The 21,216-nt window shown below is 51.9% G+C and carries 20 protein-coding genes and 1 tRNA gene; 11 read left to right on the plus strand and 10 right to left on the minus strand.

The window, feature by feature from the left end; all coding sequences use genetic code 11:
* The first annotated feature begins 113 nt into the window (after positions 1-113).
* On the plus strand, positions 114-659 hold the full coding sequence (locus tag REIFOR_RS13550; RefSeq protein WP_100258072.1) for a YaeQ family protein: 546 nt from the start codon (positions 114-116) through the stop codon (positions 657-659).
* Between the two features lie 71 nt (positions 660-730).
* A complete protein-coding gene (locus tag REIFOR_RS13555) occupies positions 731-1,084 on the plus strand; it encodes a rhodanese-like domain-containing protein (protein ID WP_100258073.1) in 354 nt (117 codons plus the stop codon).
* A 144-nt stretch (positions 1,085-1,228) separates the two neighbouring features.
* Here the strand turns inward: REIFOR_RS13555 and REIFOR_RS13560 are convergent, their stop codons facing one another.
* The 3 genes from REIFOR_RS13560 to REIFOR_RS13570 all read right to left on the minus strand — a co-directional run bounded on the left by REIFOR_RS13560 (position 1,229) and on the right by REIFOR_RS13570 (position 4,467).
* Entirely contained in the window at positions 1,229-1,564 is a 336-nt protein-coding gene (locus REIFOR_RS13560; RefSeq protein WP_100258074.1) for a YggL 50S ribosome-binding family protein, read from the minus strand.
* Between the two features lie 196 nt (positions 1,565-1,760).
* A complete protein-coding gene (locus REIFOR_RS13565; RefSeq protein ID WP_158524389.1) occupies positions 1,761-3,347 on the minus strand; it encodes a GTPase family protein in 1,587 nt (528 codons plus the stop codon).
* Positions 3,316-4,467 carry a YcjF family protein gene (locus REIFOR_RS13570; RefSeq protein WP_100258076.1) on the minus strand — a complete coding sequence of 384 codons (1,152 nt, stop codon included), beginning with the start codon at positions 4,465-4,467 and terminating at the stop codon, positions 3,316-3,318. Before REIFOR_RS13570 ends, REIFOR_RS13565 begins: the two co-directional genes overlap by 32 nt.
* A gap of 263 nt (positions 4,468-4,730) precedes the next feature.
* Between REIFOR_RS13570 and REIFOR_RS13575 the strand changes: the two genes are divergently transcribed.
* From REIFOR_RS13575 to REIFOR_RS13585, 3 genes are all read left to right on the plus strand, one after another.
* Positions 4,731-5,936, plus strand: a complete 1,206-nt coding sequence (locus tag REIFOR_RS13575; RefSeq protein WP_100258077.1) for a phosphoribosyltransferase family protein — start codon at positions 4,731-4,733, stop codon at positions 5,934-5,936.
* Positions 5,937-6,219: 283 nt separating this feature from the next.
* Positions 6,220-6,295 (plus strand) — tRNA-Phe (locus tag REIFOR_RS13580).
* A 168-nt stretch (positions 6,296-6,463) separates the two neighbouring features.
* Entirely contained in the window at positions 6,464-7,156 is a 693-nt protein-coding gene (locus REIFOR_RS13585) for a transposase (RefSeq protein WP_100258078.1), read from the plus strand.
* A gap of 120 nt (positions 7,157-7,276) precedes the next feature.
* Here REIFOR_RS13585 and REIFOR_RS13590 read toward each other — a convergent pair whose 3' ends face one another.
* From REIFOR_RS13590 to REIFOR_RS13615, 6 genes are all read right to left on the minus strand, one after another.
* On the minus strand, positions 7,277-8,362 hold the full coding sequence (locus tag REIFOR_RS13590) for an ABC transporter ATP-binding protein (protein WP_100258079.1): 1,086 nt from the start codon (positions 8,360-8,362) through the stop codon (positions 7,277-7,279).
* A 1-nt stretch (position 8,363) separates the two neighbouring features.
* Positions 8,364-9,416 (minus strand): ABC transporter ATP-binding protein, encoded by a 1,053-nt coding sequence (locus tag REIFOR_RS13595; protein ID WP_100258080.1) that lies wholly within the window; start codon positions 9,414-9,416, stop codon positions 8,364-8,366.
* A gap of 5 nt (positions 9,417-9,421) precedes the next feature.
* Complete coding sequence (locus tag REIFOR_RS13600) at positions 9,422-10,267, minus strand: carbohydrate ABC transporter permease (protein ID WP_100258081.1); 846 nt, start codon at positions 10,265-10,267, stop codon at positions 9,422-9,424.
* A 1-nt stretch (position 10,268) separates the two neighbouring features.
* Complete coding sequence (locus REIFOR_RS13605; protein ID WP_100258082.1) at positions 10,269-11,135, minus strand: carbohydrate ABC transporter permease; 867 nt, start codon at positions 11,133-11,135, stop codon at positions 10,269-10,271.
* 54 nt (positions 11,136-11,189) lie between these two features.
* Positions 11,190-12,716: an ABC transporter substrate-binding protein gene (locus tag REIFOR_RS13610; RefSeq protein ID WP_100258083.1), complete on the minus strand. Its 1,527-nt coding sequence runs from the start codon at positions 12,714-12,716 to the stop codon at positions 11,190-11,192.
* A gap of 150 nt (positions 12,717-12,866) precedes the next feature.
* Positions 12,867-13,919: an NAD(P)-dependent alcohol dehydrogenase gene (locus REIFOR_RS13615; RefSeq protein WP_162495506.1), complete on the minus strand. Its 1,053-nt coding sequence runs from the start codon at positions 13,917-13,919 to the stop codon at positions 12,867-12,869.
* 208 nt (positions 13,920-14,127) lie between these two features.
* Here REIFOR_RS13615 and REIFOR_RS13620 point away from each other — a divergent pair, with 208 nt between their 5' ends.
* From REIFOR_RS13620 to REIFOR_RS13635, 4 genes are all read left to right on the plus strand, one after another.
* Positions 14,128-15,993: a sigma-54-dependent Fis family transcriptional regulator gene (locus REIFOR_RS13620; protein ID WP_100258085.1), complete on the plus strand. Its 1,866-nt coding sequence runs from the start codon at positions 14,128-14,130 to the stop codon at positions 15,991-15,993.
* A 289-nt stretch (positions 15,994-16,282) separates the two neighbouring features.
* Positions 16,283-16,600: a hypothetical protein gene (locus tag REIFOR_RS13625; protein WP_100258086.1), complete on the plus strand. Its 318-nt coding sequence runs from the start codon at positions 16,283-16,285 to the stop codon at positions 16,598-16,600.
* A 546-nt stretch (positions 16,601-17,146) separates the two neighbouring features.
* Entirely contained in the window at positions 17,147-17,356 is a 210-nt protein-coding gene (locus REIFOR_RS13630; RefSeq protein WP_100258087.1) for a helix-turn-helix domain-containing protein, read from the plus strand.
* A gap of 461 nt (positions 17,357-17,817) precedes the next feature.
* The gene (locus tag REIFOR_RS13635; RefSeq protein WP_145980301.1) at positions 17,818-18,990 is read left to right on the plus strand and encodes a hypothetical protein; all 1,173 of its coding nucleotides are present in this window, start codon (positions 17,818-17,820) and stop codon (positions 18,988-18,990) included.
* A gap of 129 nt (positions 18,991-19,119) precedes the next feature.
* Here the strand turns inward: REIFOR_RS13635 and REIFOR_RS13640 are convergent, their stop codons facing one another.
* Complete coding sequence (locus REIFOR_RS13640; RefSeq protein WP_100258089.1) at positions 19,120-20,028, minus strand: LysR substrate-binding domain-containing protein; 909 nt, start codon at positions 20,026-20,028, stop codon at positions 19,120-19,122.
* 116 nt (positions 20,029-20,144) lie between these two features.
* Between REIFOR_RS13640 and REIFOR_RS13645 the strand changes: the two genes are divergently transcribed.
* Both REIFOR_RS13645 and REIFOR_RS13650 read left to right on the plus strand, forming a co-directional pair.
* Complete coding sequence (locus tag REIFOR_RS13645; protein ID WP_100258090.1) at positions 20,145-20,327, plus strand: hypothetical protein; 183 nt, start codon at positions 20,145-20,147, stop codon at positions 20,325-20,327.
* A gap of 203 nt (positions 20,328-20,530) precedes the next feature.
* Entirely contained in the window at positions 20,531-21,208 is a 678-nt protein-coding gene (locus REIFOR_RS13650) for a putative 2OG-Fe(II) oxygenase (RefSeq protein WP_100258091.1), read from the plus strand.
* The last annotated feature ends 8 nt before the right edge of the window (positions 21,209-21,216 follow it).

Genomic DNA, 21,216 nt, shown 5'->3' on the forward strand with positions numbered 1-21,216 from the left:
GACCGGGGTCGGTCACAGACGCTCGGGCCAGGTCTCTATGGGCCCGGGTAAACAGTGCTGTCTGGCGCGCCATATCTGTTATCCTGTCGGCCAAACTAAAGCAAGGATCCTCCGTGGCGCTCAAACCCGTAATCTACAAGTTGAATTTAAATTTATCGGACCTAAACCGACACTATTACCAAAGCTTCAACCTAACCATAGCCCAACATCCGTCGGAGAGTGACAATCGGTTGATGGCGCGATTGATGGCCTTCTGTTTCGAAGCCGAGGATGACTTGAGTTTTACCAAGGGCATCAGTGAGGTAGAGGAGCCCGATATCTGGGCACGCAGTCTCGATGATCAGATCAAGCTGTGGGTCGAACTGGGCGAACCGGCGCCGGAGCGGGTTAAAAAGGCCAGCCACCAATGCAAGGCGGTGCGCGTCTACAGTTTCAATACCAAGAGTGATGTCTGGTGGTCCCAGTCGGCCAACAAATTCAAAGCCCTGCAGGCCAATTACTACCAGTTTGACGCCGCCGAGATCGACCAACTCAGCAGCCACCTGGTGCGCACGATGAAGTGGTTTGTGACCATTTCGGAAGAGTCCGCCTCGGTCAATACCGACAGCGGCGAATGTGACATAAGCCGGCATACGTTGCACAGCATTGCAGCCAAGTAGCCCCCTGCCGTTCTGCTTAGCCGGGCCTTGGGGCAAGGGTAACTGGCCATACCGGAGATGATGAGAAACTGATGAAAAACCTAATAGCCAGCCTAATAATCCTCCTGACCTTGAGCGCCTGCGGCGGCGATAAGGCTGGCAGCGATGAACCGCTGTCGAACTGGCTGGAACAGGGCGTGCTGATCGATAGCCGCACACTCGGCGAATTCAACCAGGGCCATCTCGACCGGGCCATACTGGTACCCAATGATCAACTCAGCCGGCGCATCGCGACGCTCGCGCCGACGAAAGACACGCCCATTTTGCTCTATTGCCAAAGTGGCGGCCGTGCCGGTACGGCGGAGAAAATGCTGCGCAAGATGGGATACACCAAGGTTAAAAATCTAGGCGGCATCCGTCAGGCACGGCGTGCTTTGGCCGACTAAAGGCGAACTGGGTCTGGGCCAAAATGCTGAGTTTAGTCTTGTCGTATGGGGTATTGGCTGAGGTGCGGGGGAAGGCAAAAGAGCGCACGAAGAAGGCTCGGACGGAAAAAACCTGGGCTGGAGACAGCCCAGGTTAACAAAAAATTACATACCGTAGTAGGCGTCGGTCATTTCGCTGACCACTACATCTTCAACACCGGCAATCGAGCTCAACAGCGCGGTCAGATCGGTACGGTTGGCCTCAGTCGCAGAGCCGTAACGGGCTGCGGTGGTGACATAACCGACGAATTCGAACTTGCTGCCGCCGATATCGATCATCAGGTCTTGAGCATCGATAAAGTCGATCAAGGTATCAAAAAACTGCTCTGGATCCAGACCGGATTCCGCGTTCAGTTTACAGGAGAAATCAAAACCCATAACGGCGAATTCATCGAGGTATAATTTCTTTCTCAGGCGGCGGTTTTTAGTAGATGTGGTCATGGTGAATCCTCTGAATGCATAAACTGCGGTAAATCGAACACTGTAACGTCAAAACATCACGTCGGTTTAAAAAGAAGCGCACTATAGACTGCTGGCCACGGCGCTGCCAGCCCTATCTTGGCTTAGTTTGCCCGCTTGGCGGCAGACCGCTTTGGGCATCGGTTCGAATTCTTCAGGCTGAGCGCGCAGCAGCGCGCTATCGGTGCCGATCCGGGGGAGTGGCGCTGTTCGCCATCACACCAAACAGCGACTTGCCCGCCCGCCCCAAACGCGACCATTGCTCGCTCAAGTTCACATTGCCACGACCTTCTTGGCGGCGGCGATTGAGCTGCGTCTGCAGCCCTTGACTGTAATAGTGATCCAGCTGCTGGTGTACGGCAGGCAAATTAAAATGTTCCCGCTGGGCTGAGACCGACAAGGGCAACAGATTAGCAAAGCCCAACAGCTCACGATTGTAAGCCAGCGCCTCATTGATGGTTTTCGCCTTGGCGCTATCGGGCTGGTTTAGATCATAGGGTGGCTGCCAGTGCTCGACCGGATTGAGCAGGTCGACCTGGTTCAATAGCGCCAGGATCGGCGGCCGTTTGCGTGAACGTTGTTTATCCGCTTGGTAATAGGCTGTCAGCGCACGTTGGAAATCCAGGTCGAGCTGACGCGAGGGCTGGCTGGCCTTGAGCACCCAGATAATCAGATCGCACTGTTGGATTTCTTGCACCAGTAACTCGGTGGTTTTCGCCTGGCCGTCCAGACCGGGCAAGTCGATCAGATGCAAGGCATCGTGACCCTCAATCCGACAACTGTAGACGCGCGCCGCTTGAGTGGTCGGTAACAAATCCACTTCGGCGGCCAGATCGAGGCTTAGCGCATTCACTAAGGACGACTTACCGGCACTGACCTGCCCCACTAGGCCGACCCGCAAGGGCTCCAATTCGAGCACGGGCCGCTGTTGGTCGACTAGGGCCGCCCGACTCTGACCCAGGTCGGCGTCGTCGACGGAAAAGCGACCGCTGTACAGATCGATACTCACCGAGACCACCTCTTGCATCAGCGCCCGCTTTAGGCGTACCTGGGATTCAGCGCCGATGCGCTTAATAAACTCATCGAACACCACCTTGCGCACCTCCGCGGCCACCGCGCTGACCGGATTAACCAATCGTAAGGCCCGATACAGATAGCTGGCGTAACGATAGACCTGACTGCCCTTGGCTAGGTTTTGCTTTTGCTCGAAGCCATATTTGAAGTGGCCGATGGTGAGTTTTTCGATCATCGGGACATTGTCTTTGAGCAAGATTCGATAACGCCGACTGATCTCTTCGATCAGTTTGAGCGACTCCGGCACAGTAAAGCTATAGGGCGCCTTGCCATAGTGCTGCGCCGTCTGCTGCATCAACACCAGGCCCTGTTCCACTAAACCGTCCCAGGCCAGCGGTTCCGTTAACTGGTTGCTGATACCTTGATTCAATTGGCGCCAAACTTCGTTATCGAACTCACTCCAATCGGCAGAGGCAATGACCAGGGCGGCGTCGGCTTCGAGGCTGAAGTCGGTCTTATGTTGCCGAGACCAAAACCAGAAAACACCATAGACCAACACCGTACAGCCGGTGATTAAGCCCAAGAACTCCAGGCTATAGCCCTGCTGGACCAGCGCGACGGTACCGAAACCGGCCAAAATCATAAAGGGAATTACCATCCCGATGGCCATAAAAGGCAAGATCCAGCGCGAGCCGCGACTGACTAGGTTGAATAGGCGTTTAAGGCTTGTTGGCGGGTTCGGACTTGGCACCGGGCGCTCCTGGTTTGGCGCTGCTAAAGGCCTCTTGATAGAGGCTCTGCAGCGCATCGCGCGACAAGGGTTCACCGCGACACTTATGAAATAAATAATGGCAGGCCACTCGACCAATAGCGTAGGTGGTACTAAAACTCATCACCGCGGCCGAGGCCGCACCCGCCGTTTGGCCGTATACCGGCAGCAACTTCACCAGCTGCCGGATGCCCAGCTTGGCCGCATATTGGATACCAAAACCGGTGCCCAAGGTGCCGAAAAACTCACTCATCTCGCGCCGGCCCCAGTGCACACCATAGTGCTGGGCCAGGCTGTGGAGCATTTTAGCTTGCAGCAAGGGCACCGACACCAAGCCGACGCCGGGTAAGGTATCGCTGGTGCCGGCAATCCCGGCGTACCAGAGCAGTTCATTTTTCAGCTGCAGAAAACTGTCTTGCTCCAAATCTTGCTGTTGCTCGCGCTCCTGAGCCAGCGCCAAGATTGGCAGTAGGGCGCCGAGAGCGGCCAATAGATCGACCTGACCATTGCGCTCGGCGTCGGCGCTAACTAGGTCGACCGCCACGGCCGGTATAGCCTGACCCCAGAGCTGCTCGACCTGAGCTTGATTAAAGTGCTGGCAACGTTGCCGGTCGTCCGCATCGGGCAGCAGATTCAGGCCGGTATGGACCAAGAGGATCTGGCGTAGCCCCTTGTTCTTCTTAATTTGTCGCAAGGCCCCGAGCACGCTGCTCTGCTCTGGGTCATCGAGTTTCATCACCAATACTACTGCGTTACTGGTGGCTTGCAACACGGCTATATCGGCCTGGGCATCATAGTCGGCCTCGGCCAAGCCGCGGGTGTCGAGAAAGCGAAACAGGGGTTTATCCGGGGGGAAATCGTAACTGTGTGAACTTTGCGTACACGGCTTATAGCCGGCACCGATTTCGACCTCGGTATCGGCCGTCACCACCCGCACCAGCGACGACTTACCCGCCCCGGTCTTGCCTAATAACCATAGGGTAGGCAGTTTATTGGGCTCGATATGATAGTTCGCCTCGATCGCCTGATTGCGCGCCGGATTCACTATCTGGCCCAGGGTCCGTTGCGTCGACTGGGCCGCACCCTTGAGTTTATCGAACATTATTGCTCCTGATGATCAGACCAAGCCGCACTGTAACACCAAAGTATAGGCATCGGCTTGGCCTGCATTATGGGCCGAATTGGCCGCCCGGTAAGCTAATGTTGGGGCAAATAGGCTCTGCTACAAGCGATTGGCTTCTATAACTATTAGCGATTGAGGCCAAATTTGTATAAATACCCAGTATCAAAGCGGGTACCCCTACCGGTAAACTATCACTCTGACGCGCACGGCCTAACCTAAACGATTCCATAAGGATCTCTTTCATGACTTTTCCGACCGAATGGTCTAATAATGTAGTTATTGTCAGCAACCTCGCCGACAATCCGTTTGCTATTGATGTTGCCTATGCCATGGGCCAGCACGAGGACATAGCCGACCTTATTAGTATGAAACAGTTCATGAATTCTGAATTTTGCCCGCGCTTTATTTCCGATGAATTGGACTTCGACACCATCGGACACAGCCTAGTCGGTAAGACAGTGGTGATCGTTAGCACCAGCAGCCATGTCAAAACACGCCAGGAACTGGCGATGCATAACCTGATTATCGCCCGTGGCGCGAAAGAAAACGGCGCAACACGGGTGGTATTGGTCGAGCCGGACCTGTTTTTCAGCGCCCAAGACCGCGGCGCACGCAGAGGCCTGGGTGAAACCCTGTTTGAACGCGATATCCACGATATCAAAAAGTTCGACGGCCAGGCTTTTACCTCCAAACTCTATGCACAGCTGCTCAAGCTATCTGGTGTCGATACGGTCTTGACCATTCACAACCACTCGCATTCGGTGCAAAAGATCTTCAGCGATGTGTTTGAAGGTGACTTTCACAACCTCATTCCCTATGAAATCTACTCCCACTACCTGCTCAACTCCAACATCCTCAACTACGGCCCCGAGGGTGAAGGCTTGGTGCTTTGTGCACCAGACAAGGGCGCGCGCGACTTCGTCAAGGTCATGTTCGAAACCCTGGGCTTGGCCAAAGCCAAATTTATCATGCTCGATAAGATCCGCAACTCCGAGCGCAAGGTCGAAATTTCCCTGCACAAGGAGAGTGAGCATACCTTCGAAGGCCTGGACGGCTGCAGCATCGTCCTATTCGACGACATGGTCCGTACCGGCTCAACCGTGGTGCAGTCGTGCCAGTTCCTCAAGCAGCTGAACCCACAGCGCATGGTGTTTGCCGTGTCCCACTTCTATGCCAGCGACGAGGGTCGCGAACGCATGGCCCATAAGGCGATCGGCGAGATCCTCACGCTCAATACCCTGCCGACCATCCTTAACCGCGATGAACAGGGCCGACTGCGCAAAAAGTTGGTCGTGCTGAAGGTTGAAAAATGGATTGCCCAAGAACTGTGCGCCATTCTCGAAATTCCACAGGCGATCGAAAATAATCCTTATAAGATTGACATGTCATCGAAGAACCCGCGCTTTAAACGCAAGATCTGGTTCAGCGATGAACTCGGCGACCTCTAAACCGGCCTCAGACAGGGGCAAGGGCAGTTACCCTGCCCTACCCCCTTCCAAGCACAACCACTCCTACATGCCCCCTGTTTAGGCACAGCCGGACGATCCGGGTCGACCACCCCAAATCGGAGCAATGCTGTGCATCCGAACTAAGGCCGATTCGCTCACATTATCGCCAATCGACAAGTTTCTTTAAAAAAATCAAACATTTAGCAAAATAGCTATTGACGAGTTGGCCGAAAATCCGTTTAATACGCCCCCGTTGACGCAATGAAATTTAGCGGCTAACGACGCCCAGATAGCTCAGTTGGTAGAGCAGGGGACTGAAAATCCCCGTGTCCGTGGTTCGATTCCGCGTCTGGGCACCATTACAAATTTCACGATCGAGCCTACAGCAATGTGGGCTTTTTTGTGTCCGGCGTTTGGCGATCGTATCAATCCCAAACTGGGACAGATTTATTAAATTTTAAATTTTTAATATGCTACCTACATGTCCTATAGTTTGTAATCTCGAAACGAAGCAAAAGGAGTTTGCTATGCCAAGGATTGGAAGAGTGGTGGCCCCAAATATGCCACATCATATCGTTCAGCGCGGACACAACAAGAATGCCATATTCGTAGAGAATGCAGACTATTCCTATTATCTCAACACCCTGGTTAAATGGACACGGTTACTGTCAGTTAATGTTTACGCCTGGTGTTTGATGACTAATCACGTTCATTTACTGCTCGACCCCGGCGATAATGTAAAAAGTATTGGATTACTGATGAAGCGTTTAGCTGGGCGGCAGACACGTTATGTCAACAAACAAGAACACCGAACAGGATCACTGTGGGAGGGTCGTTATAAAATGAGTATCGTCGAAAGTGATTCATACTTCCTGCAATGTTGTCGCTATATTGAACTAAATCCAGTCAAGGCGAAGATGGTTGCCCAGCCAGAGCATTATCGATGGTCAAGCTATCAGGAGAATGCAGGTCTATCACCACCCCAAATAATTGATCGCACTGCGTTTAAGAAACTAAATGACATCGGTTTTAATCATTACAGAGAGTTTGTAGCGAAAGGCTCCTCTATATCTGAAGCAATTTTCATATCCCAGATGCTTGAAAGCAATCGCCTTACGGGTAAGGCTCCGTTCGTCGAGGAAATCGAGCTACGAACAGGAATAAGACTAGAATTCAAACGTCCAGGTCGGCCAGCCAAAGAGCACAAGATCACCAATTAATAAATTTGCCTCAGTTATCCAAATAAATTAACAAAATAAATCTGTCCCGGTTTAACAAATAAATCTGTCCCGGTTTAAAAGGCTGCCACATCTAACCGGCAGCCTACGACTCGATCTGGGCTATTGCGCGGCGGCGAGGGCTCCCTCGACATAGAGGAGCGCATCTTCTGCGCGCACGTTGATGCCCATCGCGTTACCGACCTGCATCCCGGTGTGCTTACGGGTTTTAGCCTTGATCACCACTCCGGCCGATAGCTCCAGCGTAACGATGCCATCAACACCAAGGTGCTCAATCTTCTTGATAGTCCCGGTGCCCATGTTTTGGTCCGTGGCGCTAACCAATGCTATATGTTCAGGTCGAATCCCCAGCTGATGCAAGCCGGCGTTAGGGTCGCTGGGCAAGGCCTTGGTGAGGCTTAATGCATCGGTGCCGAGTGCGTCCTTACGGGCGTTTAGGGTGATCATGTTCATCGGCGGTGAACCGATGAAGTAACCCACGAATTCGTTCTGGGGCCGCGAAAAGAGCTCCGCGGGCGTGCCGGACTGCTGCACGCGCCCGTCTTTCATTACGACGATTTCATCGGCAAAACTCATCGCTTCACTCTGATCGTGGGTTACCAAGATCATCGTGACGCCGGTCTTACGATTAATCTCGCGCAGTTTGCGCCGCAGCATGAATTTCATTTGCGGGTCGATTACGGTCAACGGCTCATCCAACAAGATCGCGCTGACGTCTTCACGCACCAGCCCGCGTCCCAGGGAGATCAGTTGTTTTTGATCTGCGCTGAGCCGACGGGCCGGCATATCGAGCGCATAATCCAAATCGAGCAGCGCAGACACCTCGGCCACACGCTCTTTAATCCGGCCCGGTGCGACGTCACGACATTCCAACGGAAAGGCCAAATTTTGGCGCACTGTCTTGGTCGAATAGATCACCGGGAACTGAAACACCTGAGCAATATTGCGCGCAGATGTGGCCATTTGAGTAACGTCTTGACCATCGAACAACAGGCGCCCGTGCGATGGCGGCACTAGGCCTGAGATGATATTCAGCATCGTCGTCTTGCCACACCCTGAAGGCCCTAACAGGGCGTAGGTCTTGCCGTCCTGCCAGGTAAGGTTGACCGGCTTAAGCGCATAGTCGTTGTCGCCACTCGGGTCGGACAAATAGCTGTGCCCGAGGTTTTCCAATATGATTTCAGCCATGTCAATTGCTCCTAGTCGTAATATTGCGGCCGTCTGGTGCAAATAGCATGATATGTTCAGCCTGAATCGAGACCTTCAAGGTCTCACCGACCTCAAAACTGCCAATGCCTTCGACCAACATTATCGCTCTACCAAAGTCGAAATCGAGATGGATAATAGTTTCCGAACCGCTGAATTCGGACAAACCGATGGTGGCCTGCAATGGACCATTCGGCTCGATCGCATCGGGTCGCAGCGCGATGGTGACAGGTCCGTCCGACGGCAGCACCAAGCCGTCGCTGGGGGCCGGTTTACCTTCGGCAAAGAAAAGCTCGTTGTTGCGCACAAAACCAGAAATAAACGAAATCGGCGGATCGCTTATCACACTGGCGGCATCTATGGTCGGCGGATGGGCAAACAGCTCCGCTGGCGGCCCACTGGCGACGATGCTGCCGTTGTGCATAATAATCATGGTGTTACCTAGCTCCATGGCTTCGCGCGGCTCGGTCGTGGTGTACAGGATCACACTGTCACTGTTGGCGGCAACGAGGCGTGGAAATTCTTCGCGCAGCTGTTCACGCAACTTATAATCCAAGTTGGCTAAGGGCTCATCCAGCATCAGGATGCGCGATTTCTTCACCATCGCACGGGCCAAGGCAACACGCTGCTGCTGGCCACCGGAAAGCTGAGCCGGACGACGTTCCAGAAAATCGCCCAAGCCGACTGAGGCGAGCATATCAGTCGCCAGCGCTTGGGCTTCGGGCTTTTTCTTGCCCTGGCGGCGCAGTGGAAAGGCGACGTTATCCAAGACACTTAGATGGGGATAATTAATAAACTGCTGGTAGACCAGCGACATATTGCGTGCCCGGATCGGGCGCTCTGAAATATCGGTGCCATCTAGGTGAATGTCGCCCGCGGCCAATGGGTTTAGACCCATCAGGGCACGCAAGAGCTCGGTCTTTCCGGCGCCGGTTCGGCCCAGGATGGTATAGATTTTTCCCGCCTCGAAGAGGAATGAGACATCGTTCAGAGATACTTTGGGATCAACAGTGGTTAATTGGTTTATCTGTAGCATGATATCTACCGGATGGCCCCCGACATTGTGCCGCGCGACATATAGCGCTCGACGATGACTGCAACACACGCCAAGGGCGCGACGGAAATCAGCGCGAAGGCTGACAGCGACCACCAAGGTGTCACAGAGGAATTAAGGGATACGATTGAAACCGGCAGCAGCTGCGTTTCAGTGAACGTGAGCGTAAAGGCAAAGAAGAAGTCATTCCAGCCAAAGATCAAACAGAACATTCCCGCCACGACGAGCCCTGGCACCGAGTTCGGCAGCACCACTCGAAAAAACGCACCGATCGGGCTGCAGCCATCGGTCATGGCCATTTCGTCCAGTTCTTTCGGGATACCGGCGAAGAAGTCGGTCATCACCCAAACCGCGATAGGTAACAGCAAGGCGATATAGACCAACACCAGTCCGAAAATGGTATCCAACGCACCCAGTTCTTTCAACATCAGGAAGAACGGAATCGCCAATACGATGGGTGGCATAATACGCTGCGAGATAAAGAAGAAGGTGATATCGGCATTTTTGACGAAACCCAAGCGATACTCAAAACGCGACAAGCCGTAGGCCGCCAATGTGCCGAGCGCCAAACTGACCAGACTGGCGATGAGCGTCACCGCCGCCGAATCGATAAAGGGGCCGACTATGTTGATACCCTGCGATCCCGTGGTAAAGAGCGAGGTCCAACCCTGGGTTGAGGGTTCGAAATCGACCCAGGGGATATAGGTCGCGCCGCTGGTAACAGCGTTGGCATCTTTAAACGAGGTGGTCAGCGCCCACAGAAAGGGAAACACCACAAAGATCGACCAACCGAGCAGAAAAGCAGTTTTGAGAGCATGATAGAACTTGTTCATTTTATCCGTCCTTTCCGACCAGCGTGCGCATCAAGAGCTTCGCGATCACGGTGAGGCTGATAATCATAATCACCAGATAGACCAACGATAACGCCGCGGAGTAGCCAATTTGAAAGTCGCGTAAACCGCGGATGTAGATATAATAAGACGAGGTTTCAGTTGCCGTTCCCGGCCCACCCGACGTCAGGACATAGACCGTGTCCATGATTTTTGAGGCTTCAATCAGGCGGATAATTAACGCACCAATGGTGATCGGTGCCATAAGCGGAAACGTAACCTGCCAAAAGGTTCGCCATGTGCCGGCGCCGTCAATCGCGGCCGCCAAGTAAGGCTCGCGGGGTAATGACACCAAGCCGGCCAGCAACAGCAAGAACATAAACGGCGTCCATTGCCATACTTCGACAATTAATACGCTGATAAAGGCCCCGGTCGCACTCGAAAGCCACGGTACCGCACCTATACCAAACATGCCTAAAATATCATTGACCGGTCCCAAGCTTTCATGGAACACAGTTCGCCAGATAACCGACATAACTACTGGTGTAGTCATCATCGGGATTAAAAATAAGACCCGTAAAAAACGTCCGCCGCGAACCTGCTTCCAAACAGCAAGGGCCAGCGCGAAACCAAGGGTATATTGCAGTGAAACCGAAATTACGGACAACAATGACAAACGCCCCAGGCTCTGCCAAAATCGTTCATCCGCGAACACCCGACCGTAGTTTTTGCCGCCAATGAAGTCCAAGCCCGACTGGAACACATCCCAGCTGGAAAAACTCACGCGTACGGTAAACAACAGAGGGAACAAAATAATGGCCACCAGCGTTAAAAGGGCTGGAAGCAAAAAGAAATGTTTTGAAGATAGCATTTGTATTTATCCTGAGATTGGTGGTGGGCACCAGAGAGTGCCCACCCCTTTTCATCAGCCTTCGTTGTCTTCTAACTTAACAACGTTGGCATATGCATCACGCAACCGATCTTTGCCAATCCGGTCGGTAATTTCGGCCCATTCTTTCGCTACATCGTCTAGCGCTTCTTGAGCCGTTTTCTGGCCAGCCATTGCTTCGGCAACGCCGTTTGCCATGGAGGACATGAACTGACTTACGCCTGGAACCCGGAGGTCAAAAACGCGGTTCTTGCTTTCTTCCATCTCAGACAACGTGGTGACATAGGTCTGAGCCGTCTTATCTTCCCAGCCTTGGCCTTTCCAGTAATCGACATCGAAGTGGCTATTACGGTATGGGTTCACACCGAAACGACCAATCTGCATATCATGCTCGGCATTGGCTTCATTGGAGAAGAAGCACAAGAAATCAAATCCCATCTCTTGCTCTTTAGACAGGGTAGAGACGGCTGAAGACCAGCCCCATGTCATGTAGGGCGCGCGGTTGGGCGTAGAGAAGGTATCCCATTTGCCCGTATCACGGTTCCAAACTTCAGAGGCACCTGGAAGCGGCGCAGCGGCAACCTTGTTGCGGATTCGGCTATCGGCTTGGTTAGCCTGGATATAAGCATCATCCCAGCTGTAGCTCATCAATGTCTGACCGCCACCAAATGAGAAGATCTCATCGCCTAAACCGAAGTTCTTGCCACCGGGTGGGAAGCTCGCTTGGGCATCGATAAAGAGCTCAAGACCGCGCACGAATCCCGGGGTGTTGATCAAGGGTTCCATGGTTTCCAGATCGAAGAAAAAACCACCCTCGACATCTGGATGCTTGGCATAAGGTGCGACCCGGCTAATAAAGGCCGAGAACATCAGATCGTCACGCTTAGCAACCTCGGCAGAACCATAGTTCAGCTCGCCATCACCGTCCCAATCGCGATCGTTGAAATAGGCGGCAACCTTGTTGTAGTCTTCCCAAGTCTCAGGAATAACAAGTTCGCTCCCGGTATCGGCCAGGTACTTGGCCTGCACGTCGGCGTTGTCGAAGATATCAGTACGGACCTTCAGATAATGACGATCGCCATCCATTGGATACTGAATCATCTCATCGTTCCAGGTTGCAACACCGGTGAAGCTTGGTGTGACATCCATCATGCCCGTGGAATTAATATAGGCGTCTGGCACCGGGGCCAAGAAACGGCTGAAGTCACCAATCCATAGCGATGGGTAGAACATAACGTCATAGGCGTTTTGGTCGCTTTGGAACGGGATCATAATACGTTGAAACAGATCGCCAAAGGGTACGTGAACAACATTCACTTCTGCACCCGTCAGTTCAGCAAACTGCTCTGCGTGCAATGCAGTAGGCTCACCGATTACCGGGATAGCATGGGTAATGATGTTTAACGAACGTCCAGAATAGTCCTTGGCGTCGGTAGCTGCATAGCTACAGGTGCCCGGCAGGTCTTTTTCAATGCCGAAGGATGAGTAATCCTGTGCCAATGCCGGCAGCGTAGCCGACGCCGCAAGCGCCAGGACGGACGCAGATTTTATAAACTTCTTCATGGTCTTCCTCTCTTTTTTTATTTTTGTATGTTTATATATTTTTATGTTTGTAGGCGTGCTGTGTGACCTAACCCAGTCATTGGGTTTAGCCGGTCTTGCAGGGGCCACGACTAGACAACCCCTCGGGTCTAAATTGGTTTGCAGCTGGCTTTACGGTATCAATACCGCGCGACCATGGATCTTACCTTGATGTAAATCGCGTAACGCGGTGTTGGCATCGCTGAGGGCATATTCTTTGGTCGTTAAATCGACCAACCCACGGTTAGCCAGCTCCATCAATTCGGTCAGCTCGGCCCAAGTACCGACTAGGTTGCCGATGATGTTCTTTTCTGAAATCACTAAATCAACTGTCGGCACCTGAATATTTTCGCCATAACCAACGACATAGTAGCTACCGGCTGCACGAGTCATTTCAAGACCCTTGCGAGTTGTACCGTTCTCACCGACAAAATCCAATACTGCTTCGGCGCCGTGACCTTTGGTCAGCGACAGAACGGCATCTACTTCGCCACCGTCGGCTCGCACTAGGTGATCGGCACCACATTTACCGGCCAGTTCCAAAGAAGCGGCAGAGGTATCCACGACGATAATTTCGGCAGCACACATCGCGCGCAATACTTGGATGGCAATATGGCCCAGACCGCCCGCGCCGATGACCACACAATATTGACCCGGCAGCAGATGACGCGTTGCTTTCTTGGCCGCGCGATAGGCTGTCAGGCCGGCATCGGAGTAAGGTGCAACTTCCTTCGGCAGTAATGATTTTGGCAGCTTGATGATGTTGCGCTCTGAGGTTACCAATGCTTCTGCGTAACCACCGTTGGAATCGAGCCCTGGGAAGGTGCCCTCACCGTGCATATCTTCGCCACGACGGCACGCTAGGCAGGTACCGTTTGAAATCTTAGGATGAACAATGACGGGATCACCCTTCTTGAGACCGACGACCTCTGGGCCAACGTCTTCAATCCAACCGGCATTTTCATGACCTAAGATGAATGGCAAAAGCTCATTACCCGTTGGGTCCATGTGGGGCCGCCAAATACCTTCAATTACGTGTAAATCGGTTCGGCAAACGCCAGCGCCACCGATCCGAATGATGACATCCGAACCCTTGGTGATAATCGGATCTGGAACATCTATATAGTCGACCCAAGACGAAGCTGTGAGGTCGTCATCGTACTTATGTAAAACTTGTGCCTTCATGGGACTCTCCGAAAATATAAAATATTGTGCTTGGTGAAGAGTCAAAATATATCCGTTTGGGCAAGCCATGAGTCATAAATGGGTGTTCAGTTTTTGCTTGGCTGGATCTTTTAGGTGTTCAAAAATAGAACAATGTTCCGAATTTCCTTTATTTCTAAGCCATTTACCGGCATCTTCTATTATGAATTAATTTCTGGGGGAGACTGTTTTGGAAACTGCATTCGAAAAAGCTCGCAACGCATTGGAGCTGCGCGGAAAATTCGCTTACGGCGCCGTGCCCGAGCCGATTGCAGACAGTTGGCGCCGTTGTATTCGACTCGGCCTGGACCCAGTGAGCAAGCCTGAGGAGTGCGTCGTATCCTACTCAGATTTATTCCAGCGCCGAGAAAAACTCGATCTAGTGTTGCGCCTGGTCAGGCCCGAACTGGAGCTGCTCAGCGCACAGATTGCCGGATCCAATTTTTTGGTGGCCTTTGCCGACCACGATGGCGTAGTGCTGGATCATATTCTTGACGAAGAATTCCGCACCTCGGTCTGCGGTAAGAGCATTCTTCCGGGTTCGATTTGGAGTGAAGATATACGCGGCACCAACGCCCTTGGATTGGCACTGCATACCGGCACGTCGTGCAATGTTACCGGTCGGGAGCATTATTTTGCGCGTGAGGGCAGCATTTCCTGTCTGTCAGCACCTATCTTTGATAGCAAAGGCCAGCTCATTGGCTTGCTCGATGCCTCATCTGAGGTCGCCGCACGCCAACATCACACCCTGGCGCTGGTCAATCTCGCCGCACAAAATGTCGAAAATCGGCTCTTTGTCGACGATCATCGTGGTGATTACATTATCCAATTTCATCCCCGCCAAGAGTATTTGCAAACCCAGAACGTGGGCATGATCGCCTTTAATCAAGAAGGTCAAATTACCGGCGCTAATCGCCGCTCGAGTGAGTTATTGACCGGCATTATATTGACGAGCACACCCACTTATCAGGATGTCTTTAAGGGTCAATTTCGGATACTGATTGATCGCATCGGCAAAGGCGAAGTCGTACAAATCCGGGACTGGTTGCAGGCGGGATACTTTGCCCGACTCAGGCTAACGCACTCTGCCAACAGCAAGCTGTCTAAGACCCAGATTTTTTTGCCGGCCGATCCAATCTATCGGCTGCACAAGACGACTGAAGAGTCGACCACGGGGCGAATTTTCACCGATGAGGCATTGCGTCACAACCTGAGGTTGGGTAAGAAATCGGCCCAGCAGGGCATGCCGGTGATGATCTTTGGTGGCCCAGGAACCGGCAAGAATTCGATCGCCGAAGAGATTCACGAGCAGTTACATCCGGACGAAAATTTTGTCCTAGTCGACTGTGCCACGGTAAATTTAGACTCAGTTGAGACACAACTTATCGCGCAAATGAAATCGAATTCTGTGGATGGCGCCCTAAAGCAAGACAAGATAGATTTAAAGCAAGGCGGTACGCTCTATCTCGATCGGGTCGATCTTCTGCCGGCAGACATGGTGCCGAGCCTAAACACCCTGCTCAACCGCTTACTGCATCGGCGCAATCCCTTGTTGGCCCAGGGTGAGTGGGTCATCCTCAGCAGCACACAGGCCGATGACGGCGAACAATATCCTCAAGGGCCCCTTGGCGATCTGTGCAAACGCTTAGCAGGCTTCTCGCTGTACTTACCCAAACTGCGCAACCGGTCTGATTTCCGGCTCTTGTGTTGCGCTATGCTGGCAACAATCTCACCGCAGCACTCGCTCTCCAGCAACGCCGTAGAAGCGCTAAAGGAGATTGCCGCAATCAATAACCTGTCCGATTTGGATTGGAGCGTGCGTACCCTGGCAATCCAACATCATGAGGGCGTTATCCGCACCGAAGGGGTAACTCGGATTCTAGGCCAGCGCCAACTCGATGTGGCGGCCTGCTCAAGCTGCACAGGCCATATGGTCAAGGAAGTTAAGTGCCTCGAAATTCGTAAAGTGATGCGTGAATGCAACGGCAATGTTGCCCTGGCATCGCGTCAGCTGGGGGTCTCCCGTAATACTGTCTATGCTCACGCGATAGGCTAGCGCATCGCTCATAGGGCCGAGTCTTACGGCAAACTGATAATCTTGGGCTGGCTCTAGCGCGCTACAACGACAATACGGTCTGGCGGGGACAGCAACTGTTTGAGCGCAGCCCTCAGGCGGGCCAGCATCTCGTACCTGAGGGGCAGAGATAATATCGCCTAAATCCATCCTGGCAGCATTACTGACCTAATGATTCGTTAAACAGACATGCGACGAATTATCCAAAAAACAGGCAATTGGCCAATATAAAACTATATTTAATAGGAAGGTGAGCAAGAAATAAACATAGGTGCTTAAAGTCGAATCGATTCGTTTCCCGCTAAAACGCATCATTAGTACACTCAACAAGCTTTGCTACAGCTTGCCGGTGCGCAACCAAGCGGACCAAACCTCATACCTCTTGTGTCATTTTCACAGTTCGACCAGCTTTATCTTCAGTGCCCCTCTAGCCAGCTACGCCATTCGGGAAACCGTGCAGGTTCGCGTTCAAACCTTGTTCGGCGACAGCTGGAAAACCTGCATATTGGAGCATATCGAAGCGCATCCAAATTTCGCACTTTATCAATTTAGAGTGGTCTATAAGCCATTCACCGCAATCGCCCGATGAAATCGCTCGGCTTGCCAGTAGGCTATGTGAGCAGAAAAGAATAAAAATCCATCTTGGTACTAAACCCCAATCGGCTTATCCACCCTTTCAAGCGTGCTTATCATAACCTTAACCCCGCCGGTTCCCGATGCATTTTTGTTTATCCCGATTCGTGCCAAACAATAGAAGGCAATTCACGAACGATATTTAAATTTACTTACCGATAGGGGAGTCACGTTGAATTAAAAAATAGAAGACTGCAAGGTCGAAAAAATTGAGGGGCTATAGCGCTGTATCTTTTGCAAACGGGCAAATCACCAGTCATAAACCGTAGATAAAAAAATTACCTACATCTAATACTAATACTAATACTAATACTAATACTAATACTAATACTAATACTAATACTAATATTAATACTAATATTAATAATAACTAATGCTCCGCTGCCAAAATAATTAATTATCATTCAATTTTTTTAAACCAAAAAAGAAGCTTTTAGGCCGTTGAGAACTCCTGATCTTAAGAGTACTGTCATTATGACTATGGAATGTTACTGAGAGCATTATGGACTCATTGAGTAAGAGATTTGGCCGGCGGGTCAAAGAAGTGCGTTGCTCTTTAAACATCACCCAAGAGCAGCTCGCGGATATGGCGGACATTGACCGTGGCCACATGGGACATATTGAACGCGGCACTAAATGCCCTTCCCTAAATAAAGTCGAACAGATTGCAAAAGCCTTGAACGTGCAAGAACACATGTTAATGCGTGACTGAGTATAAATACAAAATAATTTCTTCTGAAAAAAACACTCAAGCACCCTTTTAAAATAACTAATCAATCAATTTTAGTTGACGAATTGGTGTGTTTACTCCCGTGCTAATATTATAGAGAACCATCAATAATGATTCAAAATACTCCAACGTCTTACTCAGACGAGATAGATCTGCGGGATATACTATGGCCACTTTGGCTGGGCAAATGGCGAATCCTGCTTTGGGGCCTAATCTTTTCTTTGGGGACTGTCATATACCAACTGGGAGGACTCAGTTGGGAGAAGTCTTCCAGCGCTCAAATGCAGGTGCATTTTAATTTTGACGGCGCCGAAACGGGGCTCTATCCCAACCGGACTAAATTTTCGCCTCTAGAAATTCTCTCCGGCCCTGTTCTTCGCCAGGTTTACGCGCGACACGTTGATCCAGCGGTATCCTTCGACGACTTTTCCGCAGCCTTGACCATGGCTCCCGGTTTCGCTGGCGCGAGCCGATTAGACGGCGTTATCGCCAACCTTGCCGCACAAGACAAGGGTTTATCGGTTGCAGAATTCAATGAGGCGATAGCCGCGTATTCGCAGACGCTGAGTCAGAGTGCCCGAATTAACAGCACCCTGTTGTTGGACCTTAGCCTGGTAAACGGAAACATGGCCAAAGCAAGCCAAATTTTGTCCGATATTCCCGATACCTGGGCCACACAGGCGATCAAAAATCGCGGGGTGTTAAATCAGATTCAACCAACGTTGAGCAGTCAGATCATCACCGCAGAAGAACAAGATTTGTTGATCAAGGTCAACATCCTATCCGACACCCACAAGGTGTTAAGTAAAATTACCAACGATTATATCAATAGCCCCCTGTTAAACGATATTGCTGATCCAAGCTCGGGCTACAAGTTATCCGATCTGGAGCACCTGCTCGGCACCGAAGGCAAGTATCGGATCGCTATTCTAAAAGAAATTGTCATAAAGTCTGGCGTGGGCGCCGATAGCGAAATCTGGAATAAAGGCTTTCGAGAAGCCCGGCTAGCAGAGCTGGAGCGTCAACGCGACAGCTTAGAGCGCATGGTAACCGTCTACAACGATGCCCTGATACAGTTCAGTCAGCAAGACGATTCGCAAGCCCAAACAGGGCCTGGGCAATCGCAAACCAGTCCGCAAATCTATTCGCCACAATACAGTAATGACCTGGTCAATACATTGCTTCAGCTGGGTTCGAAAATGGCGGACCCTGAGTACCGCAAAGAGTTACTTGAAAAGAAAATCGATTTTTCATCCGACCTGGAGTCGGTCATCTCAGAAATCGAATTTTACCAATCCGAAAGCGACGGCAAGTCCGCGGCCCTCGACAGCACCAAAATTAGCCAATTAATTACGGATTCTAGCGCCAAGATGGCCGGGCTTAATGATGCCTTAACCGGTATTATCCAGGTTGCCAATAACTCTTCTCTGTCAGACAACGGTCAGCTGTATGACCTTCTAGGAAGCATTGTCGAAGTGAACAGCAGTAATCTTTCGAGCAGGCTCCTGCTCAAGCTGATCCTAGCCTTTATGATGGGCTCTGCTGTTGGTGTGTTCGTGATTTTTCTCAGACGGGTAACGGCCCCGACATCCACTGTCGATGTGCTAGGCAGCTAGGCTGTTTAGTAACTTTTTAGTGACGGCTAACCAGATCGGGCTGACTAGCACCAAGATAAGATCTTTACCGCGCGACATTTAGGCAGGGCCCTGTCGCGGTGGCCCTCTGGGCAGTCTGGACCAACGCGGTCAAAGCTTTAAACCCTTATGCTCAGTCAAATCGCGCTCCATGCGCTCGATAATCCAGGTCTGAAATACCATCATGGGATGACTGAGTGGGCGGTTTTTTTGTGAGACCAGATAAAAGGACTTCGGCAGCTGCATAACCAGATCAATTGGAATCATCAGTTCGCCCCGTTCTATCTCCGCCGACACCAAACTCGGATCGGTTAGGGCGACCCCGAGGCCTTCGGTTGCCGCATTCGCGGTTATCATGCCATTGGAAAAACTGATAATGCCGAGCGCCGGATGGAAGCCGGTTTGCGATAGGGCAAACCAGCTCGGCCAATGCTCAGGCCGTTTCTTGACCTGCAGCAGGCGCAGCTTGAGCAAGTCGGCTGGCACCATAATGCGCTCTTGCTCTAACAGCTCCGGGGCACAGACCGGCACCAAGAAGGACGGCCGCAAGTGGGTGCAACTGACCCCACCCCATTCCCCATCACCAAAGTAGACGGCCATATCGATATCGGACTGGTTGAAGTCGATCACGCCGATAGAGCTGTGAATATCCAGTTCGATTTCAGGGTGCCTATTGGTGAAGTCATTGAAACGGGGCAAGAGCCAACGATCGAGAAAGGTCGGTGCCACCGCCAACTTGAGTTCGCCACCAGCATGCCGAGCGAGCTGTCCGGTGGCCGATTCAATGTGCATAAAGGCTTGGCTGATCGCCGCCAAATAGCGCTCACCGGCCATACTCAGGGTCACCTTACGCACCCTACGTTCAAACAATTCCAAACCGAGAAAGGCTTCCAGGGCCTTGACCTGATGGCTAATGGCCGAGGGCGTAACAAACAGCTCTTGGGCCGCGGCCTGAAAGCTGCCGGTCCGACCGGCCGATTCGAATGCCTGCAGAGCCTTGAAGGGCGGTAAACGTTTGATAGGTCACCTATGAGTGAGTTAATTTCATCTATAGTGCAAAAAATAATCGTTTGTTGGCCAAAGGTCAAATCACTACACTTCTTTTATAGAATTTTTTGAAGCAAAGAGGAATCGACATGCAAAACCACGAACCGTTCACAGCCCCAAGTTTGAGCTCCGATGAAGTCGCTCGGTACGTTCGCCAAGCCCGCGCATTGCGTAGCCAGGCACTAAACCACTGGATTAAAGCAACGACCGATTCAATCTCAAAAGCCATGCACGATCTGATTGCCTCCATCGGGCAGGGTCATAAGGCCTAAGTTCTATGTCCTGTTTCCTGTGTCTTGCCTGAGCACAACCGCTACACCCTATTATGTTCGTTTTTTTGCCCGCCTCGGCGGGCTTTTTTATGCCTGCCATACCGCGGCCGGATTGCAGTGCAGCGCGCTGTTATCGCTCGGGCCTTACAAAAGGGGCCGATCTTGGGTAATCTTGCCTGCCCATTGCCCAGAGCGCTGTCCCCATGGATTTTGAATTCGAAACCGTTTCCGATACACCGGATGTTGAACCGGTTGAACTGTGGCAGAGCCAATGTTTTATCACCCAAAATCCCTATCATGACCTGCTAAAGGATGCCCTGCGCAAACTTATCTACGCCGATGCCGCCTCCGGCCCCAGCGCGATTAAGAGTGAGGTCGGGGTCCTCGCCAAGGGCAACTTGCAAGAGAGTGAACTGGACTTCTTGGCTCGTGACAATGATGACATCCAGACCTTGAATGTCCTGTTCACCGATTTACTCAATACCGTCGCCAGCGAGGTCAATCACGGCTTTTGGCCCGAGGACGCCCAAGCGGATGCTCAGATTACCGAAAGCTGGTATCACATTACGCAGAACGGCGGTTTCCATGACGCCCACAGTCACCCGAACTGCTCCTGGTGCGGTATCTATTACCTGGATGTCGGCGCGACTAACTTTGCGCAACGCAATGGCATCAACCGCTTTTACGATCCGCGTATCAACGCCGACCATTATCTCGATGCCGGCAGCCAATACCTCAACGGCACCGGGGTGTGGGACCTGGAACCGGTAGACGGCCAGATTGTAATCTTCCCATCCTATTTGAAACATTCGGCCCTGCCCTATTTTGGCCAACCGGATCGCCTGGTCATTGCCTTCAACGCTCAGGTTGGTCTGATTTAAGGCTGCGC

The sequence above is a fragment of the Reinekea forsetii genome (assembly GCF_002795845.1).
GTDB lineage: Bacteria > Pseudomonadota > Gammaproteobacteria > Pseudomonadales > Natronospirillaceae > Reinekea > Reinekea forsetii.

Excerpts from the sequence above, each read along its gene's own strand:
- REIFOR_RS13635 (WP_145980301.1), top strand. The coding sequence starts at position 17,818 with ATGGCTCCCGGTTTCGCTGGCGCGAGCCGATTAGACGGCGTTATCGCC.
- REIFOR_RS13610 (WP_100258083.1), bottom strand. The coding sequence starts at position 12,716 with ATGAAGAAGTTTATAAAATCTGCGTCCGTCCTGGCGCTTGCGGCGTCG.
- REIFOR_RS13555 (WP_100258073.1), top strand. The coding sequence starts at position 731 with ATGAAAAACCTAATAGCCAGCCTAATAATCCTCCTGACCTTGAGCGCC.
- REIFOR_RS13585 (WP_100258078.1), top strand. The coding sequence starts at position 6,464 with ATGCCAAGGATTGGAAGAGTGGTGGCCCCAAATATGCCACATCATATC.
- REIFOR_RS13650 (WP_100258091.1), top strand. The coding sequence starts at position 20,531 with ATGGATTTTGAATTCGAAACCGTTTCCGATACACCGGATGTTGAACCG.
- REIFOR_RS13570 (WP_100258076.1), bottom strand. The coding sequence starts at position 4,467 with ATGTTCGATAAACTCAAGGGTGCGGCCCAGTCGACGCAACGGACCCTG.
- REIFOR_RS13560 (WP_100258074.1), bottom strand. The coding sequence starts at position 1,564 with ATGACCACATCTACTAAAAACCGCCGCCTGAGAAAGAAATTATACCTC.
- REIFOR_RS13590 (WP_100258079.1), bottom strand. The coding sequence starts at position 8,362 with ATGGCTGAAATCATATTGGAAAACCTCGGGCACAGCTATTTGTCCGAC.
- REIFOR_RS13600 (WP_100258081.1), bottom strand. The coding sequence starts at position 10,267 with ATGAACAAGTTCTATCATGCTCTCAAAACTGCTTTTCTGCTCGGTTGG.
- REIFOR_RS13630 (WP_100258087.1), top strand. The coding sequence starts at position 17,147 with ATGGACTCATTGAGTAAGAGATTTGGCCGGCGGGTCAAAGAAGTGCGT.
- REIFOR_RS13645 (WP_100258090.1), top strand. The coding sequence starts at position 20,145 with ATGCAAAACCACGAACCGTTCACAGCCCCAAGTTTGAGCTCCGATGAA.
- REIFOR_RS13605 (WP_100258082.1), bottom strand. The coding sequence starts at position 11,135 with ATGCTATCTTCAAAACATTTCTTTTTGCTTCCAGCCCTTTTAACGCTG.
- REIFOR_RS13595 (WP_100258080.1), bottom strand. The coding sequence starts at position 9,416 with ATGCTACAGATAAACCAATTAACCACTGTTGATCCCAAAGTATCTCTG.
- REIFOR_RS13575 (WP_100258077.1), top strand. The coding sequence starts at position 4,731 with ATGACTTTTCCGACCGAATGGTCTAATAATGTAGTTATTGTCAGCAAC.
- REIFOR_RS13615 (WP_162495506.1), bottom strand. The coding sequence starts at position 13,919 with ATGAAGGCACAAGTTTTACATAAGTACGATGACGACCTCACAGCTTCG.